This window comes from Flavobacterium sp. KACC 22758 (genome assembly GCF_028736135.1).
GTDB lineage: Bacteria > Bacteroidota > Bacteroidia > Flavobacteriales > Flavobacteriaceae > Flavobacterium > Flavobacterium johnsoniae.
Map to the genome: position 1 here is coordinate 3,990,469 of NZ_CP117878.1, position 19,176 is coordinate 4,009,644.

Here is a 19,176-nt window from a genome sequence, read left to right on the forward strand (position 1 = left end):
AAATCTGTATAAAAATTTGGCTACAAATAGTATTTGTTATAAAATTGCGATCTGGTTAACCAAAACTATTATTTTATAACAAAAACCCCTAGAATTTATGAAAAAAGTTATTATTACCGCAATTACAGCATTAGTGCTGTTTTCATGTCAAAATGATCAGGCTGAAGGAACAAATTCTGAAGCAGCTGCACAACCAACTCTTCGTACTTGCGCAAGTCAGGATGTTTTAGAAGCTCAATTAAAAGCTGATCCAACATTAGCAATCAGAATGAACGAAATTGAAGCTTACACAAACAAAGCTTTACTTACAGGTAAACTTGTAAATGGAAAAATTGAAATTCCTGTTGTAGTAAATGTTCTATACAGAACAACAGCAGAAAATATTTCAGCTGCACAGATTCAATCTCAAATTGATGTGTTAAACAAAGATTTTAATGCATTAAACTCAGACTACAATAGTGTTCCTGCATTATTTGCTGGTGTAAAAGCAAACGTTGGAATTACATTTGTATTAGATCAAATTATCAGAAAATCAACAACAAAAACCTCTTGGGGAACAAATGATGCCATGAAAAAAACGGCTCAGGGCGGTTTAGCTCCAACTTCTCCAACAACAAAACTTAACTTATGGTCTTGCACAATTGGAGGCGGAATTTTAGGTTATGCACAATTTCCTGGTGGAGCTTCTTCTACAGATGGAGTTGTAATTGATCCAAAATATTTCGGATTATCAGGTGCTGCAAATGCTCCATATAACTTAGGAAGAACTGGTACTCACGAAGTGGGACACTGGCTGAATTTACGTCACATTTGGGGAGATGCAACTTGCGGAAGCGATTTAGTTGCTGATACTCCAACTCATAATGCAGCAAACTATGGTGTACCTGCATATCCACACTACAGTACATGTTCTGGAACTCCTGTAGAAATGACAATGAACTACATGGATTATACGGATGATGCTGGAATGTACATGTTCTCTAACGGACAAAAAAATAGAATTGCGGCTATTTTTACAAGTGGAGGTGCAAGAAATTCTTTTGCACAGCCTTAATAAAAAAAATCTAATTAAAAGCGGGATGATTTCATCCCGCTTTTTTTTTATTAATTATTTTTAGAACACCCGAAACACTAGAATTATAAAAGCTTTTTCCTATATTTATATTCTAAATTTTAAATATGATAACGTCAAAAACTATTTCTAACGGAATCTTACGAGCATTGGCAACAATCTTAGTAATAGGTATCGTTTTATACTTCTTATATGAAATTCAAACCGTAATTGTTTATTTATGTGTTTCCCTGATATTGTGTTTAATTGCAAATCCGCTGGTTCTATTTTTAAAAAATAAACTAAAATTCAGCAATTCAATGGCCGCTGCAACTACAATTATCTTTTTCATATTTCTTATTGTAGGCTTTATTCTCCTGTTTGTGCCATTAATCATTTCTCAGGCAAATAATCTGGCTCTATTAGATACGGCACATCTTCAGACTAAATTTATGGAGACAGAAAAACATCTAGAAGAATATTTTAATATTCAGCATATTGATTTAAATAAAGTTATTAAAGATTCTAAACTAACTTCGGTATTAGATTTTAGTTATTTCACCAGATTTATCAATTCGATTATCAATTTTATGGCCGATATGGGAATGGGATTGGTATCGGTATTTTTTATTACTTTCTTTTTTATAAAAGACCAGACTATTTTTAAAGATCAGGCCAGAAGAATACTTCCAGATTCTAATGAAGATAAAATTTTAAATTCTATAACAAAAATTAACCACTTGCTAACCCGCTATTTTATTGGTTTATTATTGCAGTTAATCGTTGTATTTATTCTGTATCTGATTGTGTTATTAATCTTTGGAAACAAAAACGCATTTGTAATTGCTTTTTTATGTGCCATACTAAATATTATACCTTATTTAGGTCCTATTATTGGAACTACTTTGGCTGCGATTTTAACCATGATTAGTATGATTGGACAGGATTTTCAATCAGAAATTCTACCCAAGACCATTTACGTTGTTATAGGCTTTTTAGTAGTTCAGGCAATTGACAATAATATAAGCCAGCCGATAATTTCATCAAAAAGCGTAAATTCGCACCCGTTAGAAATATTCCTAATTATCTTAATCAGCGGTATTACATTTGGAATTGTCGGGATGATCATTGCAGTTCCGGCTTTTACAATGATTAAGGTAATTTTAAAAGAATTTTTTCCTAACAACAAGATTGTATCCGTATTAACCGAAAGAATTTAGCTTTGAATAATCCTATTTTGCATCCAGAGATTCAGGAATTTATAATTCAGAATACTGGTGCAGATTTAACAAAATTGGCACTGCAGAAAAATCCGTTTCCAGAAGTGGACTGGATTTCGATTTTAAACCAGATTGAAGCAAGAACTAAAGCAAAGGACAAGTTACCAACCTGGTTTTCTGCCAAAGATATTATCTATCCCAGCAAAATTTCTGTTGAACAGACCTCATCAGAAAAAACAGCTGCTTACAAAGCTTCTTTAATTGAAGGTGAAACTTTAATTGACCTAACCGGTGGTTTTGGAGTTGATGATTATTATTTTTCTCAACGATTTAAATCTATTGCACATTGCGAAATAAACGAAAATTTATCTGCCATTGTCAGTCATAATTTTGAGCAGTTACACGTTAAGAACTCCCATTTTTATGCAGATGATTCGGCAAATGTTTTAAATAACCTCAACCAAAAATGGGACTGGATTTACATTGATCCTTCGCGAAGAAATGATGCAAAAGGCAAGGTTTTTATGCTCAAAGACTGTCTGCCAAATGTACCGGAATCTTTAGATTTTTATTTTGAAAAAAGCGATACTATTTTAATTAAAACTGCTCCTTTACTCGATATTTCTGCAGGTTTATCTGAATTGAAATCAGTAAAAAACATTCATATTATTGCATTAGAAAATGAAGTAAAGGAACTGCTTTTTGAAATTCACAAAAATTATTCGGGCGGAATCACTTTAAAAACAGCCAATATTTTAAAAGACAAAATAGAAACTTTTGAATTTATTTTAGGTGCCGAAGATCAATTCCCATCGTACAATCTTCCTCAAAAATACCTTTACGAACCTAACTCGGCTATTATGAAATCGGGCGGTTTTGATGAAGTCAGTACTTTTTTCAAAATAAACAAACTTCATAAACATTCGCATTTATATACTTCAGAAGATTTAATTGATTTTCCCGGAAGAAGTTTTGAAATCGAAAAAGTCATTTCGTACAATAAAAATGACATGAAAAATGAGCTTTTAAATAAACAGGCAAATGTTACAACGCGTAATTTTCCGGAAACAGTAGAAAACATCAGAAAGAAGTGGAAAATAAAAAATGGAGGAAATTTTTATTGTTTTTTTACAACTGATAAAAATGATAACAAAATAGTTTTAATTTGCAGAAAAATAAACTAGAAATGAAACAACTAATTACACTAACACTTTTTTTATTAACCTTCGCCGCATTTGCTCAAAAACCATGTGAATACAGTGTAAACGTAAATGACTCTATTGGATCTTATAAAGTAACAAACGAATACTTAATGAGTGAAAAGTATTTTGGAGGAAGCTTCAATTATATTTTCTTTTCTCTCGCACAAACTGATGGCCTGCCAACTTTAAATTTACAAAACATTCAAAAAAGCAAAGATTTCATAAAGGCAAATTGTTTCGATAAAAACTCTAAAATCTTTTTACAGTTAGAGAATGGCAAAATTGTTACTTTAATGCATATCAACCAGGAAAACTGCGGTACTCTTGTACGTGATGATAAAGGCTTTGACAACAGAGTTAACACTGGCATTTTTATGTTTGTGAAAGAAAATTATGAAGAGCTTAAAAAATCTCCAATATCAATCATGCGAATTAAATACCTTACGAACATAGAAGATTATATTGTAAAAGCCGATCTTACATCTGAATTAACCGGGAAAGTAACGCACCCCAATACTTATTTTATAGAAAATATCAGATGCGTAGAATAATTTAATTGCAATTCCATTTTTGATTCGAAACATTATCCTTTAAACCTGCTTTTAAATTATAATGCCACCATTCTGAATCAAATGAATTGAAACCATTTTCTACCATTATCTTTTTTAAGAATTTTCGGTTTGATAAAACTTTTTTAGAAAAATTGGTATAATTATGAGCGGCTTCTGGTCCAAAAAAATCAAAAGCAGTTCCCATATCCAATTCTTTCCCGTTCATATCAACCAGTGAAATATCTACGGCTCCTCCTCTATTGTGGATGGAGCCTTTTTTTGGATCGGCCACATATTTTGGATTTGATACAATTTCCCACATTTTTTTCTGAATCGACAAAGGACGATAACAGTCGTAAAGCTTTATTTTATATCCTTTTTTAATAAAATCTTTGTTCGCGGCAACCAATGCTTTTACTGTTTTTAAACGCAGTAAACATTCAGCACAGTCATATACTTTGGCTTTTAAGAAATTATCTTCTGTAGCATATTTCATATCATATACAAAATCTTTACTGTAATCTTTTAGATTTACAAACGTGGTATCGGCAATCTGCTGTTGTACAGGTTCTGCATAAGCTTCATGCTGTGCATGGGCAGAAACTGCCCCAAAAATCAAAAAAGAAAAAGATAATATTTTAAAAAAATGTAACATATAGTTATAATTTACGTCTATCATAAAAAGTAAATATAGAAATAATAATTAAATTCGTTTAACCCAAAAACTTAGTAATTATGATTCATAAAGTAACATTATTATTTCTGAGTTTATTTTTCATGGTAATTTCTGTATCTGCACAGCAGACCAAAGCAGTAAAACTGGCAGATCAGGAAAACGCTTATGATATTCAGGACAGCATATCCATAAAAACGCGTGACGGAGCGATATTATCTGCCATGATTGCCCGCAAAAAGAACGATAATGAACCACGGCCTGTAATTCTTCAATATACTATTTATGTTCGGGATAAAGGCAGAGACCTAAAATCGATCAAAGAATCTGTAGATAAAGGCTATATCGGGATTATAGTTTATTCCAGAGGAAAACGTTTCAGTCCAGACGAGATTAATCCGTATGAAAATGAAGCTAATGATGTTTATGACGCCATAGACTGGATCAGCAAACAAAAATGGTGCAATGGAAAAACGGCGATGTATGGCGGCAGTTATAACGGATTTACGCAATGGGCTGCCTGCAAAAAAATGCATCCGGCACTTAAAACGATTGTACCTTATGTTGCAAACAGACCCGGAATGGGACTGCCAATGGAAAACAATGTTTTTATAAATCCAAATTACGAATGGGCGTTTTATGTAGGAAACAATAAATATCTGGATACAGTAACGAATAATAACAGACCTCGTTTTAGAGCTTTAAAATTTAGATGGTGGGAATCTGGAGCTGCGTACAAAAAAATAGACAGTATAGACGGCGAGCCCAACAGATGGTTTCAAAAATGGATAAGCCATCCTTCATTTGACTCTTACTGGCAGAAAATGGCGCCTTATAAAACTGATTTTTCACAGATTAATATTCCTGTTTTAGCATTTGACGGTTATTATAACGATTCTCAAAATTCAAGTTTGTATTATTTAAAAGAACTTCAAAAATACAGCCCGAAAACCCCTTTTTATCTGGTAATTGGACCTTACGGGCATTTTGGAACTCAAATTGGCGGTGAAGCTGTTTTAAACGATTACAAAGTCGATCCTGTTTCTTTGTTTGATATCAAAAAAATCACTTACGAATGGTTTGATTATATTTTGAAAAACGGCGCTAAACCAGAAATTTTAAAAGATAAAATTAATTATGAAGTCATGGGAGCAAATGAATGGAAAAGCGCTCCTTCATTTGAAAAGATGCATAACGAGTATCTGACTTTTTATCTGACTTCTGCCGTTTCACAAGATTTTCGTCTCGCAGATATCAAAAAACCAAAAAAGAAAGAATTCTTAACACAAGAAGTTGATTTTGCTAACAGAGAAATCAGCAATAACAATTATTATCCAAGTCCGATTATTCAAAAAGAAGTCAACAAAAATGACGGTTATTTTTTTATAAGCGAACCTTTAACTGAACCTTTAATTGTAAACGGTTCTTTTTTGGGAGAAATCAAACTTAGCATCAATAAAAAAGATTTGGATTTGGGCGTAACCCTGTATGAAGTAACTCCAAACGGAGAATATTTTCACCTCTCCTACTACATTGGACGTGCCAGTTATGCTAAAGACATTGAAAAAAGACAGCTTTTAGAACCTAATAAAATTGAAACAATTGCTTTTTCTAATACTCATTTTGTAAGCCGGCAGCTGAGCAAAGGAAGCCGATTATTGATAGCATTAAATGTCAATAAAAATCCTTTTTCGCAATTGAATTACGGAACAGGAAAAGAGGTCAGCGATGAAACAATTCTCGATGCCAAAGAGCCTTTAAAAATTAAATGGTACAATGACAGCTTTGTAAAAATTCCGGTTTTGAAATAAAACGATTCGGTTCTAATTAAAATATAAAATGAGAAAACAAATTCTATTGACCCTTTTTATTGTGAATGCATTCTGTATGCAGCATATTATTTACGGACAGAAAAAAAATAATACAATTGATATTCGTGAATCTATTCAGCTTGAAACAGATAAAATCTTTGACAAACTTGTTCAGATTAGAAGAGATTTTCATGAAAACCCGGAACTGGCCGGCAAAGAAAAAAGAACTCAGGAAGTTGTCAAACAACATTTACTGGATTTAGGTCTTCAAGTCGAAACTGATATTTACGGCTATGGAGTTGTAGGTATTTTAAAAGGTGATAAAAAGGGAAAAAACATAGCATGGAGAACTGACATGGATGCTCTGCCAAATGATTTTCCTGACAAATCTGATTTTAAATCTAAAGTAAAAGGTGTTCAGCACGGCTGCGGACATGACGTACACTTGGCGGTTGCATTAGGAATTGCAGAAGTTTTAGCAAAACACAAAAAATCACTTCAAGGCACAGTTTATTTTATTTTTCAGCCCGAAGAAGAAACCTTTAAAGGAGGAAAAGCGATTGTTGAAAATAAAAAATTCACACAATTTAAACTCGATGAAATTTATGCCCTTCATGTAACAGCTTTGCCTGCAGGGCAGATAATGGTTAAACCAAATGAAATGTATGCCTATCAAAAAGAAATAGGAATACAGTTTAAAAATGCATTATCAAACGAGGAAGTAAAAGATCTGTCTGCCAAAATCCGTAAATCATTGGTCAGAACTATTAATGGCAGTAAACCGTGGGAAATTCAATCTATTTTAGATCCTAAAATTGGATTAACAAATCCAAACACCATATTTAAAAATTACTTAATTGCCGATGAAAATTTTAGAAGTTATTCTAAAAACGACACATTCCGTATAAATGCAGAAATCTATGAAACCGATGCTTCCAGGGTAAAAAATATTATTCCTGCTGTTGAACAGGTAATTAAAGACAATAATCTCGGTTCGCAGCTGCTTTCTGTTTCGTTTATAAAAGAAAATCCAACCGTTTTAAACCATCCAGATTTAACAAGCAATTCTGTAAACACACTTGAAAATATTTACGGAAAAGGATTTATTACTGCCGACTACGGGCAAATTCCTTATTTCAATGATGATTTCGCTTATTTTCAGCAAAAAGTCCCAGGAGTGTATTTCCTTCTTGGAGGTTCTAATTTCGAAAAAGGAATCATAGCCATGAATCACACTCCCAATTTTGAAGTCGATGAAGAATGCATTAGAGCTGGAGTTAGAACATTTTCTTCATTACTGTTTCAAAGAGGTAAATAAAACTTAGAATATTAAAATATAAAAAAAGCGATTTCAAATGAAATCGCTTTTTTTATATTTTGATCTTAGCAGATCATTAATTGTTATTTCGTAATTAAGTGTTGTTTCTATTTATAGACTGATAATCAAAATATTTTATTTTGTCTGTTATAATTTAACGTATGATTTCTAGTTCTTTTGAGCCTTTTGGAATATGCAAAAATAAATTATTCCATTCAATAACCTTGGCTCCAGAATTATTTACAAACTGATAAGAAAACATTGAATTTCCCTTATTATGTCCTGATAAACTTTCTAAAGCTATTACAGTATTGTTACAATAATAAGATAATTTATAATTTTTTAAAGGAAGCATCTCTAAACTATTAAAGCTATTTTGATATAGCGCTTTTTGATAATTAGCTCTAACACTTTCAGAAAAATATTGTGCTTGATACCATTCTGTATCAGCCTTAAGATAAAGAGTATTAAAATAATCAAAATCCTTATCTTTAAAAGCATCAATAGTTTTATGGTAATATTGTAATACATTTTTCAATAAAACTTCTTTATCTATTTTACTTAGGTCTTCACTTTCTGACCATCCTTTTAATTCATAAGGTACTTTTGCTGTAAATGTAAATTCTTTAATTAATTGATTTTGTTCACTATAGTCAATAGGTTGTTGGTAATCAGGTTCGTCATTATTATTTGTTTTGTATTTTGGGAGTTCATATTCCAAAATTGTTTCGGGTTTTTCTAAATTGCCATTTTTATTCCAAGATGTTTGCTCTATTTCTAAAGAAAAGAAATCTTTATTGGTTAGATATTCATTTTGAATATTTTGAGAATTGTAACTTGGATATATCTTAATTTTTAAAGTTTGAACCCCGCTTTTTAAAATTGCTGAATTAATATTAAAACTGATTTCCCCTCCGATTTTATCAAAATAAGTATATACAGGAAAATCATTTACCAATATCTGATAGCAATTTTGTGTTTTCACTTTTATTTGATACAAGGGTTGATAATCGTACTTTTTTATTTTGCTTGATATATAACATAATCTTTCTTCTGTATTCATTTTATTTTCTTTTATTTCTTGCGAGTTAAAGCTCACAAGAAATAAAAGAAAAAATAGAGAAGCCAATTTTAGATTTATCATTTGGCTTCTCCTTTTAAGAAGTTTTTATCAAGCATAGTATATCGAATAAATTCGAAATTATCTGAACCTTTTGGTTTGTGTAAAAAGATGTCAAAAACTAATACATAGTTAAAAGGTCCTTTTTTATAAGGATATCTTAAAACTCCTTCATTCTTATCCCATGATTTAATTCCTCGAATACTCACAATTTTTCCATTACCATAAAATTGCAATTTTCCTGTCTCTATAGGTTCAAAAACTTTTCCTTTAGCAACAAAATCGATCCACTTATTACTTTTTGATTTGGCACTTTCAATTGTAAAGTAATTGCTTTGATAATAATTAAATTCAGCTTTTTTGATGTTATTAAGATAAAAATCGCTGTTTCCATCCTCAATACTTTTTCTAAAATCATTATAAAAAGCTAACACTTCCTTTTTTAGTTCCAAAGTATCTATTTTTGTTAAATTTTCGCTGTCTTCCCAATCATATAAACTATAAGGCACCTTAGCTGTAAAGTCAAACTCTGTAGTAAACTCTTTTAATTTACTATAATCAATAGGTTTATTATGATCTTCCTTATTATTTTCGTCAAGTAGATATTGTGGTAATTCGTATGTTAAGATCTCTTTTGCATCTTCAAGACCGCCTCCTCCTTTTATCCAAGCTGTTTGCTCTACTTTTAATGTAAATTTAATGCCATTTTTTAGATATTCATTTTGAGCAATCTGTCCTTCTCCTTGAGGAATGTTAGGATAGATTTTAACTTTTAGTTTATATGATCCACTTTTAGGTAGAAATGAATTATCAAAAGTTCCAAAAGTATTCATAACATTGTTATGTTTTGTTAGAACTAAAATATCATTAACCCAAATATCATAGTTATATAAAGTTTCTACTTGTAGCTGATAAATAGGTTCATAATCATACTTCTTTATATTTACCAATAAAGGATTTTCTTTCATAGTATTCTTTTTTTCTTGTGAATTGCAATTCAGCAAGCAAAAGATTAATACGAAAGTTAAAATTACTTTTTTCACTTCTTTTGTTTTTATTTTTAAGATGAAATTGTAGGAAGCAAACATTTTGATTTGTGCGATTTATAAACTAAATAGACTGAGAGCCTATGTTATTATTGCATTCCTTTGGGTTATGAAATAAATATTTTAAATTCTCAAAAAAATTAAATTTACATCGATGCACCTTTCATATAGTTCATATACCAAATTACTTCAAAGTCCTTACTTCCTTTAGGTTTATATAAGATTATATCATCAATTTGGACTTTTTCTACATTGTTTTTTATATAATTTCTCCTTAAAATTCCTTCACCAATATTGTAACCATCTATTCTTTTCAAACTAATTAAATTATTATTGCCTAAGATTTGAACTTTATAATTATCAAATGAAGATAAAGTTATTTCTTCCTTATTTATAAATTCAATTTTCTTAATATAGTTATCTAAAGCATCTTTTTTAGTATAGTAACTTGCTTGGTATATATTAAATAGCCCTTTTTGAAGATTGTTGGTGTAATTTTCTCCTTCTTTATTTTCAAAATAAAATTTTAGTTTTTCGTAAAAATAAATTACTTTATTTTTTAGATTAATACTGTCTTTAAGATCAAATTTTTCTCCTTCATTCCAATCGATTAACTTGTAGGGTACATCTGCTTGAAATTCATAATTATAAGAATAACTTTTAGAATTAGATAAATCTATTTTTGGTAATTGATAGTTAGAAATATTTTTAGGTTTATCTAAATTTCCATTATGATTCCATGCAGTTTGTTCAATATTTAATTCAAATGAATTATTTCCAATATAATCTTCGAATGTCCCATCCTCTTTCATTGGAGGAAATAATTTAATATCTATTTTTTGAATACCACTTTTTGGAATACAATTATTAATATTGTTTCCAGAAAAGAATAAGTCTGCTTCATATTTATTAAGAATTGGAATACCATTTATTGCTATTGTGTATGACAAATTACTTTTTACTCTAATATTATATATTGGTTCAAAATCATATTTTTTTAAATTATTTAGCAAAGGATTTTCAGTCATACTTTTTTTTTCTTGTGAATTACAATTCACAAGAAAAAATAAAAAGAAAAAAAGGAACTTATTTATCATTTTGATTTAGCGTATAATTTCTAGTTCTGTAGAACCTTTTGGAATATGAAGATATAAATCAAGTGATACTAGCTTTTTATTCCCTTCTTTGTCTATTTTTTCATGTAAAAAAAATGATTTTCCTTTATTTTTAATGTCGCTTCTTTCTATAGTAATTATTTTATTATCACCATAGAAAAGCATTTTGTATTCACTTAAAGGGATAAAGTGATTTATAAACTTACCTTTATTAGCATTCATTGCGTTTTGATATTTTTTTATAACATCTTTTTTTAGGTATTCAGATTGATACCATTCAATATCTGCTTTTAAATATTTTGTTTTTACATAATCAAAATCTTCCTCTTTGTATCTATCAACTAGATCTTCACAGAATCTTAATACTTTTTCGTGTAAAGTTTCTTGATCTAATTTGCTGAGATCTTCACTGTCTGACCATCCTTCAAGCTTATAGGGTACATCGGCTATGAAGCTAAAATCTTTAATTAATATATTTTGCCTGCTGTAATCAATAGGTTGCTTATAATCAGAATTCCCATTATTGTCTACTTTATATTTAGGAAGCTCATAGTCCATGACTATTTTTGGTTCTTCTAAATTACCATTTTTATCCCATGCTGTTTTTTCAATTTCTAAATTGAATTTTGAATTAGGGGTAAAAAAAAGGTTAGGAATATATTTATCTTTATAAGAAGGATATATTTTTATTTGCAACTCTTGCGTCCCGCTTTTAAGCAATGCATAATTAATAGGAAACCAAAGAGTTCCAACATCATTATTGTTTTTTTTAGCAATGGGTAAATCATTAATTGTTATTTCGTAATTAAGTGTTGTTTCTATTTTTATTCGATATATTGGCTGATAATCAAAATATTTTATTTTATCTGTTATTGCAGATATTCTTTCTTCTGTATCCATTGCGTTATCTATTTTTTCTTGTGAATTACAACTTATTAGATTAATATTTAAAACTATTGCTAAAATTATTTTTTTCATTTATAAAGATATTAAAGGTAATTTCCAACCTGTTTTCCATTCGTAAGGGTCTAATACAACAATTTTTCCTTCGCCCTCATAATGTAGACCACTTTGTTCTTTTAATTCTTCAATACTGCTTCCTTTCGCCCCATCCTCTTCCACTGCTCCAAAATTCGCATTTCCTTTCAAAATAAGACCGTCAAATTTTATGGTTGGTTCTAAATAGATTCCGTCCTTATCTGCTTTAGTGACGCTTTCTATCGATACTCCAGTAACAATGGAAGCTTCTAATTCTCCATATATTGAATAATTTCCGAAAACGAAGTTTTTGTAGGTCGCATTTGCCTGAATATATCCTTTAAGATTTATTTCTAGTTTTCCTTCTAATTTACAAGGAGAATCATCATCATCTTTCATCAGTCTTTCAGAATATTTACTTCCATCGGCAGTATTTATAGTTCCTTTTAGTGCACCACTAATTTCGGATGTTATTATTAAATCAAGATTAATATCAAAATTATCTCCAAGTGCTTCGTCTAAAATATCTAGTGTTGCTACTACTGCTAGCACAACGGGATGATTTATTTTATACAACAACTGATAAACGTAGTACTTAATTTCAAAACCAAAAAAAGGATCGAGATCTATAGCTCCTTCAATCATGGTTCCCATAACTGGAGTATATAAATCTTTTGGAGGATCTGCATACCAGCTTACCGATACTCCCACACTTGGAGGTATAAATTCATAACTCCAATTACTTTTTTTTGTTGCTTTATCTTTTTCTAATTTTTCTTGTAATCTTTTCTTTCTATGGTCTGTTGTACCATTTCCCTTTGGTGAATTTTGAGTAGTATTGTCGTTTGTACCATTACAAATACTTTCAATCAAATCTTTGATATCGCCTATTTTTTTTAAGAAATCACTTATTTCGGGCATACCCGATGATAACTCTAAAGCCTGATGAGGACGGTCAAATTCACACATAAGTGAAAATTCACAATCAATTAGTCCCACTTTTGTAAAATTACTCAGCATGTGCGAAGCCTGGCTTCTATAAGATTGTTTTCTTTTGGCCTGAGCTTGGGCTTTTTTGGCTTTCAATCGCTCTTCTTCTCTTATTTTTTGCTGCTTTTTCTGATAATCACTAAGATTCTCAGAACGTCCTTTTAATTTTTTCAGATCAGCTTTTGCTTCCATTTCCTTCAGTTTCCATTTATCATGATAAATTTCCCGCAGCTTTTCAAATTCTTCTCCATCATAATTAAAAGCAAGCTGCAATGTCCACTTGGTATCAGGATAAACCATAATGTCTAAAGGTAAATTTGGACAGCATGTATGTAAACTAACTGGATATTTTTGTGCTAGATTTTCATTATTAGGCCATAACGTTGCCAACAATCCATTTAATGCGGGAACAGTTTTTCCATGAGTAAAATCATATCCAACCTGTAATTCTAATTTCTCATCGGTTGGAGGCTGTAAAATAAAAGGTTTATGATCTTCTAAAATCTTAAATGATTTTTGTGCTTTTAAAGAGGAAATACCATTGATAAATTTAAAATTGTTAGTAAAAGTACTATCATCAGAACCATGATTTTCAGGTTCTACATTAGGATTATCTTTATCAGGACTATTGCTTTTATACTCTGCTAATCTCCATTTTTTACTTCTTTCGCCTTTGCCGTTTTCAATTAATTTTTCAATTTTAGAAATATCAATTACATGACCGGTATGTGTTTTAGCAGGGTCATCAGAATAAAGACATTCTTTGGTTTGTAAACCCTCTAATTCTACTGTAAAATCCTTTCTGGATTCTTTTATCCCCGCCACTAATGGGAAAACCAACTGGGTCAAGTTTAAATTATTTTGAACATTATAAATTTCAATTTCAACTGTATCTTCACCTCTTGCATACTTACCTACAGCTCTGCTGAATCGGCATGGCAAAAAATTGGCAATATTAGTTTCTATGGTGCCTACTACAGCAACTTTATTTCCCTCAGGTTCTAAAACCGTTTTCTGATTTGTTTTACCTAATATTTTTACAAAAGGCTGGTTGTTAGAATTATCAATTTTTAAATATTGGTTGTTGATTTCCGTGAATATATAGGCTTTCATCTCAATAGAATTATCAGTTCCTTGAAAATTGTTTTTCTCTTTATTAACAAAAAAAGCCCAAAGGGGATCTACATAAATATCAACAATACACTTTTGTACTGACTTTTTCGTGGTTTTATTGTTATTCTCATCAGTTACATTTAGAATGTATAATTCACAGTCAATAACACGGTCTTGCAAATCGTTGTGTACTTTTACTTCTCTTGTTAATGTTTTGTGGGATATTGGAGCATTTTTTTTATTAATTTCCTCTTTAGGTCTGGGTACACTTTGATAAACTCCGTTATCCTTTTCAAATAGAGGCAGATCCTCGTCCTCAAATTGAATATCATACAGATCAATTAATATTTCATCTCCATATAAGCCTTCTGTATAGATATGAAGCTGAATAGTCTCACCATATTTAATATCACCTTTAATAATAGCACCATTACTGTTTGTTGAATATTCCCTCCATTCGTAACCTACTACTTTTGGGGTTGCTTTAGACGATACAAAAAGACCGTTTTTAGGACTCCCTGTTGGAGGTGCTACTCCGTATATATAAGGTTCCAGCCAGGCAACTCCATTGCCGCTATAAACTTTTGGCAGGTAAAAATTTCCTCCTGGATATCCTTTACCGATAAATTTATTATAGTCGTCATATGTAAATGATAACTTATTCCCAACTAAATTCCAGATCCAGACCGTTTCTTTTTTTTCTGTTTCTGATAATTCATTCCAATTTTCTATTTCAACGTGAACAGTAGAATCATTATTCGCTATTTCATTCTTACCATTTGTTTTGGAACTTTCAATTTTAATAAATGAGTTACCCGGATTATAAATATCATTAACTCCAGGGTTAACTTTTAACTTAAGTTTTGGCATAATACTAATCTTTAATTGGCAGTTGTGTGTTTTCCTTTTCCAGAGTACTCAGATCTATTCCTGGAAATATTTGTGCGTTTATTTCACTATCTGTGTTTTCTACATTTTTTTTAGAAACTTCTGCAACTTGTCCATGATTTTTTATTGTGATACAATCAGGTCCTCCAATAGGACAGGCTGCTTTACTGTCTTCAAGTAGTATTTTGCCTTCATTAGATAAAGTCACTTTTTCATAAAACCCGCTCCATTTTGTAATTACCGCCTGACAAGGCAGATAATCTCCGCTTCCGTTTGGCTGCATTTTACATTTCCCGAAAGTATTTTTTTCTAATGTCTGCCCTATTTCTTTGTCTGTCCCAATAAGTTTTTCTCCTCCATCTTTATCATTTGCATAATGCTTAGAATGTGTTTTAACTTTTAACTTGTCGGTTTTGGGTTCAACACTAAATTTACACTCACATGTTGCACCCTGTACAACAAAATGTTTTTCGGCCATAATAATCTGGATTAAATTATTTTATTTTTTAAACATGTTTAGGAATTTCGCTAAAGAGCTTTTTCTTTCAACGGTTGGGATTTCTTCTAGAAACAGGCTTATTTTTTCTTTGGGTTCTTGTGAACTTGGAATATGTTTGTAACCTTTCAATCTTTTACTGATATCTATAACATCTTCGTCTTCAACAGTTTGAAAGTTTCGAAATTGTTCCTTAGCTCTTCGTGCTCCAACATCTGAATCAGGTCTAAAATCCTCATTTTCAGCCAAATGATATAATGATATTTTTTGTATTTTATTTTTAGTATCACTTATTTTAGTATGATAAGTGGAACTAATCGAAAATATTGACCTGTCCTCTGCATAGAGTTTATATTTTACTTCCATTTCCGATTCTAAAGTTTTACATGAAATACCTTGTAATTTTGCCTTTGGGTAATCAATTCCCTGTAAAAACTCTTCAATAGATCGCTCATCTATACTTTTCCCTTTGGCATTAATAATTATCTTGCCAGTCGAAGTGTAATATTCGTCAATAGTATGATTTACTTTATAATCAATAGACTGATTTCCCAAAACAGGTGATTTCCATTTGTAAGTTTGAGGTGTCTGCAGAGGATAATCAATATAGAGAGGAGAAAAATACAAATGAAAAAACCAATCTTTGTTTAGCGACCTTTCAAGTTTTTGTTTGTTTAAAATTATATTTTGAACATTGTTTAGTATTTTATAAGCAGCTTCACTGTAGTAATAAGAACCTAGATGTTCTTTTAAAGAGTTCCATCTTTGTACAATTTCTTTATGATTTTCGATCTCAGATATTGTACCATCTTCGGCAGGTATAATTTTTATTGGAAAAATTACTTTGGCGCACTTTTCAAGCATCTGCTCTACTAATAGATTTGGTACTTTATTGTTAATATAAACTTGCTTTCGATTAATTTCAAAAATAAAATCATTATAAGTGTTACTGGTTTTACAGTTAATTTCGACTTCATAATGTACTTCTTTTATAAGTTTCTCATTTTCAAAATCCTGATATCTGTATCCATATTTTCTTGTTTCATGAAAACTGCTGTGTTTTAACTCACGGCCATTATAAAAATTTATTTTTTCTAAACTAAACATATATTAAGAAAAGCTTTGTTATTTTTCCGGAGTAAATGTAAGTTTTAGTTTTCAAAAAAAGAGAATTTAAACTTCTATTTTAACAAAAAAAAACTCAAATAAACAAGGTTTGTTTATTTGAGTTTGTTTATCTACATATAGATTGATATACTAATAATTAAAAATTAGTTTACATACTTAGGTTTAGCATATCTCGAAGAAAAAAAAAGTCTGCAATATTTATTTACAGTTTATAGGTTAATCCAAAGATCAAATTGTGAATTGTTTTCAAAATTGTACTTTGATTTATAATTTCCATAACCTGACCCCGGAGGGATTCGAACCTTAAATCTCCCCCGTCATTAAAATATTTTCTTTTACGCCTTTACTTTTCAGCATTCTAAAATGCGAACGTACTGCATGGTAAAAAGGATATGAAGTATACGGAAGATCGTATTCTTTCGCATAACGCATTATAATAGGTGTTATATAAGGATAATAAGTGTGGCCGACTCCCGGAAAAAGGTGGTGTGCTACATGATGGGTAAAACCGCCGTATAAAAAATTAGCCAGTTTACTGTTGGTGCTAAAATCTTTGGTAACAATCATTTGGTGAACTGCCCAGGTAGCCGAAAGATTTCCGTCTTCGTCAGTTACAGGAAAATGTGCATCTTCATCAACATGAGTAGAAACAAGAGCAACAACTCCTAAAACACTTCCAAATAAGTGCATGGCAAACCAGCCTGCCAAAACCAAATACCAAGGCTGATTTAGAACCATCATTGGAATAAAAAGTATATAAAACAGATTGATGATTTTTGCCGCAAAGAGTATTAAAATCTGCTTTCTCGGAATTACTTCAACGACTTTTTTTACATAATTATTTTTAGTGCCGAAAAAATCTTTAAAATCACGTATATAAATCCAGTTTAAGCTGTAAAGCGGATAAACAAACCACATATAAATATGCTGATATTTATGGTATTCGAATAATGGACTGTTTGGAAAAATCCTGATAATGTCACTTTGTTTAATGTCGATATCCCAATCAGGAACATTAGGATAAGCATGATGGAGATTGATATGCCGGCGCATCCAAAGCCAGTGATTACTGCCAAAAAGTTCCAGAACATACAAGAACCATTCATTGTGTTTTGCTTTTTTAAACAAAGCTCCGTGTGCAGCATCATGAAAGGCATTTATAAAAAGAACAATCATGGTAAAACCACACAAAATATAAAAGAGAAAAAGTAAGGATGTATTGCTGCCAAAAAATAAAATACAGCTATAAAATAAAAAAAACAGAACCAAAAGACCTAAAGACTTTATTACGTTAAAATGGTATAATGATGAGTTTTGTAAAACAGTTTCGTTCACTTCTGTGCGCATCTTTTTAAAAAAATCATCAGAACCAGCTTTAAGATAAACCGGGCGTTTTAATTTTTCCATAATTGGTATTGCTAGAAATTGTACTATCAAATTTAATAAAAAAAAGTTAAAACACATGATTTCAAATCATTACATAAAAACCATTTCCAAGAAAGCATTTTTAAGAATGACATAAAGGATTTACTAAAAACAAAAAACCAGTAGTAAGCAATCTAAATTTCATAACTTTACTTGACCTAAACTCTGGAAAGATACTTAATCTGCAATCTCAGAAACTTCAAATTTTCTAAAAATGAAAAAAAGAGAGAAATTAGAAATCATTAGAAAACACTATCCTAATGCACTCACAACGATTGATTTTATAAATAAAATTATCGATTTTATAGAAGAAAAACTCGATCTGGAACCGGCCGAAATTATGTTTGCAGACAGTATTTGCAGTGATGATGTAAACAGTATTCAATATCCCGTAAGAGCAAATGAATTTCTGGGGCCTTTTAAAATGGGAGGTTTAGACGGTTTCCCTTTTACCGGACTAACAGGCATGCAGGCCTTTGCCAGCCACGTACCAGATGATGGAGCCGTTTTTATTTATTATGGACCGCACATTGGAATTTCTAAAGAAGGTACTATTGGCGAAATTAATCGTTTTGGACAGCATAAACCGTCAAGCTGCTGCGGAGCCACACATGGAGCCTTGCATAAATTATTAGATAATGCTATTAAGCCGGGACACATTACCGAAATAGATTATCAAATGAATACGATTGAACAAATACTTTACAATCAAAAAGATAGAATAGTAAAAGCCGATATTCCGCTTTATGAAGCAACAGAAATAATCTACGAATCTATTGACAGCAGAATTCAGCAGCTTATTGAGGCTACAAAATACAATTGTAAATATATTGTTCTGGTTGGAGCTGTTTTAATTAACAGCGACAGCGATATTGGTTCATTTTCATCAACCAAAAGATTTGATGTTATCGATTTGAAAAAAGGAACCAGACAAGATTTATTATCTACATTAAATTAACCTTATAATAAACATTTTATTTTATCTTTAAGCACTTATAATCATCAAGTTAATTTTATAAATAAATATTTAAAAATCTAATCTGATCTCATA

General features: G+C 30.7%; 16 protein-coding genes. 7 read left to right on the forward strand and 9 right to left on the reverse strand.

Translation table 11 applies throughout. From position 1 onward, the window contains the following. Nucleotides 1-97 precede the first annotated feature (97 nt). From PQ462_RS16590 to PQ462_RS16605, 4 genes are all read left to right on the forward strand, one after another. Nucleotides 98-1,054 (forward strand): zinc metalloprotease, encoded by a 957-nt coding sequence (locus tag PQ462_RS16590; protein WP_274250829.1) that lies wholly within the window; start codon nt 98-100, stop codon nt 1,052-1,054. A 125-nt stretch (nt 1,055-1,179) separates the two neighbouring features. Then, nucleotides 1,180-2,271 carry an AI-2E family transporter gene (locus PQ462_RS16595; protein ID WP_012026563.1) on the forward strand — a complete coding sequence of 364 codons (1,092 nt, stop codon included), beginning with the start codon at nt 1,180-1,182 and terminating at the stop codon, nt 2,269-2,271. Between the two features lie 2 nt (nt 2,272-2,273). Continuing rightward, entirely contained in the window at nt 2,274-3,455 is a 1,182-nt protein-coding gene (locus PQ462_RS16600; protein WP_274250830.1) for a THUMP-like domain-containing protein, read from the forward strand. 2 nt (nt 3,456-3,457) lie between these two features. Continuing rightward, the gene (locus PQ462_RS16605; protein WP_012026565.1) at nt 3,458-4,024 is read left to right on the forward strand and encodes a hypothetical protein; all 567 of its coding nucleotides are present in this window, start codon (nt 3,458-3,460) and stop codon (nt 4,022-4,024) included. A 1-nt stretch (nt 4,025) separates the two neighbouring features. Here PQ462_RS16605 and PQ462_RS16610 read toward each other — a convergent pair whose 3' ends face one another. Further along, nucleotides 4,026-4,679: a M15 family metallopeptidase gene (locus tag PQ462_RS16610; protein WP_274250831.1), complete on the reverse strand. Its 654-nt coding sequence runs from the start codon at nt 4,677-4,679 to the stop codon at nt 4,026-4,028. An 80-nt stretch (nt 4,680-4,759) separates the two neighbouring features. On the opposite strand from PQ462_RS16610, the gene PQ462_RS16615 reads away from it, so the two are divergent. Continuing rightward, nucleotides 4,760-6,508 carry a CocE/NonD family hydrolase gene (locus tag PQ462_RS16615; RefSeq protein WP_274250832.1) on the forward strand — a complete coding sequence of 583 codons (1,749 nt, stop codon included), beginning with the start codon at nt 4,760-4,762 and terminating at the stop codon, nt 6,506-6,508. A 28-nt stretch (nt 6,509-6,536) separates the two neighbouring features. Continuing rightward, the gene (locus PQ462_RS16620) at nt 6,537-7,826 is read left to right on the forward strand and encodes a M20 metallopeptidase family protein (protein WP_274250833.1); all 1,290 of its coding nucleotides are present in this window, start codon (nt 6,537-6,539) and stop codon (nt 7,824-7,826) included. Between the two features lie 154 nt (nt 7,827-7,980). Here PQ462_RS16620 and PQ462_RS16625 read toward each other — a convergent pair whose 3' ends face one another. The 8 genes from PQ462_RS16625 to PQ462_RS16660 all read right to left on the reverse strand — a co-directional run bounded on the left by PQ462_RS16625 (nt 7,981) and on the right by PQ462_RS16660 (nt 18,107). Next, entirely contained in the window at nt 7,981-8,889 is a 909-nt protein-coding gene (locus tag PQ462_RS16625) for a hypothetical protein (protein ID WP_274250834.1), read from the reverse strand. 77 nt (nt 8,890-8,966) lie between these two features. After that, nucleotides 8,967-9,914, reverse strand: coding sequence for a hypothetical protein (locus tag PQ462_RS16630; RefSeq protein ID WP_274250835.1), 948 nt, complete (start codon nt 9,912-9,914; stop codon nt 8,967-8,969). A gap of 224 nt (nt 9,915-10,138) precedes the next feature. Continuing rightward, nucleotides 10,139-11,020 carry a hypothetical protein gene (locus PQ462_RS16635; RefSeq protein ID WP_274250836.1) on the reverse strand — a complete coding sequence of 294 codons (882 nt, stop codon included), beginning with the start codon at nt 11,018-11,020 and terminating at the stop codon, nt 10,139-10,141. Nucleotides 11,021-11,095: 75 nt separating this feature from the next. Further along, a complete protein-coding gene (locus tag PQ462_RS16640; protein ID WP_274250837.1) occupies nt 11,096-12,085 on the reverse strand; it encodes a hypothetical protein in 990 nt (329 codons plus the stop codon). Continuing rightward, nucleotides 12,086-15,058 (reverse strand): hypothetical protein, encoded by a 2,973-nt coding sequence (locus PQ462_RS16645; protein WP_274250838.1) that lies wholly within the window; start codon nt 15,056-15,058, stop codon nt 12,086-12,088. It abuts the gene before it with no gap. A gap of 4 nt (nt 15,059-15,062) precedes the next feature. After that, nucleotides 15,063-15,554, reverse strand: coding sequence for a DUF4280 domain-containing protein (locus PQ462_RS16650; protein ID WP_274250839.1), 492 nt, complete (start codon nt 15,552-15,554; stop codon nt 15,063-15,065). Nucleotides 15,555-15,575: 21 nt separating this feature from the next. Then, nucleotides 15,576-16,679: a hypothetical protein gene (locus PQ462_RS16655; RefSeq protein WP_274250840.1), complete on the reverse strand. Its 1,104-nt coding sequence runs from the start codon at nt 16,677-16,679 to the stop codon at nt 15,576-15,578. 324 nt (nt 16,680-17,003) lie between these two features. Further along, a complete protein-coding gene (locus PQ462_RS16660; RefSeq protein ID WP_274250841.1) occupies nt 17,004-18,107 on the reverse strand; it encodes a fatty acid desaturase family protein in 1,104 nt (367 codons plus the stop codon). A gap of 232 nt (nt 18,108-18,339) precedes the next feature. On the opposite strand from PQ462_RS16660, the gene PQ462_RS16665 reads away from it, so the two are divergent. Continuing rightward, nucleotides 18,340-19,083 carry a hypothetical protein gene (locus tag PQ462_RS16665; RefSeq protein ID WP_274250842.1) on the forward strand — a complete coding sequence of 248 codons (744 nt, stop codon included), beginning with the start codon at nt 18,340-18,342 and terminating at the stop codon, nt 19,081-19,083. Nucleotides 19,084-19,176 lie beyond the last annotated feature (93 nt).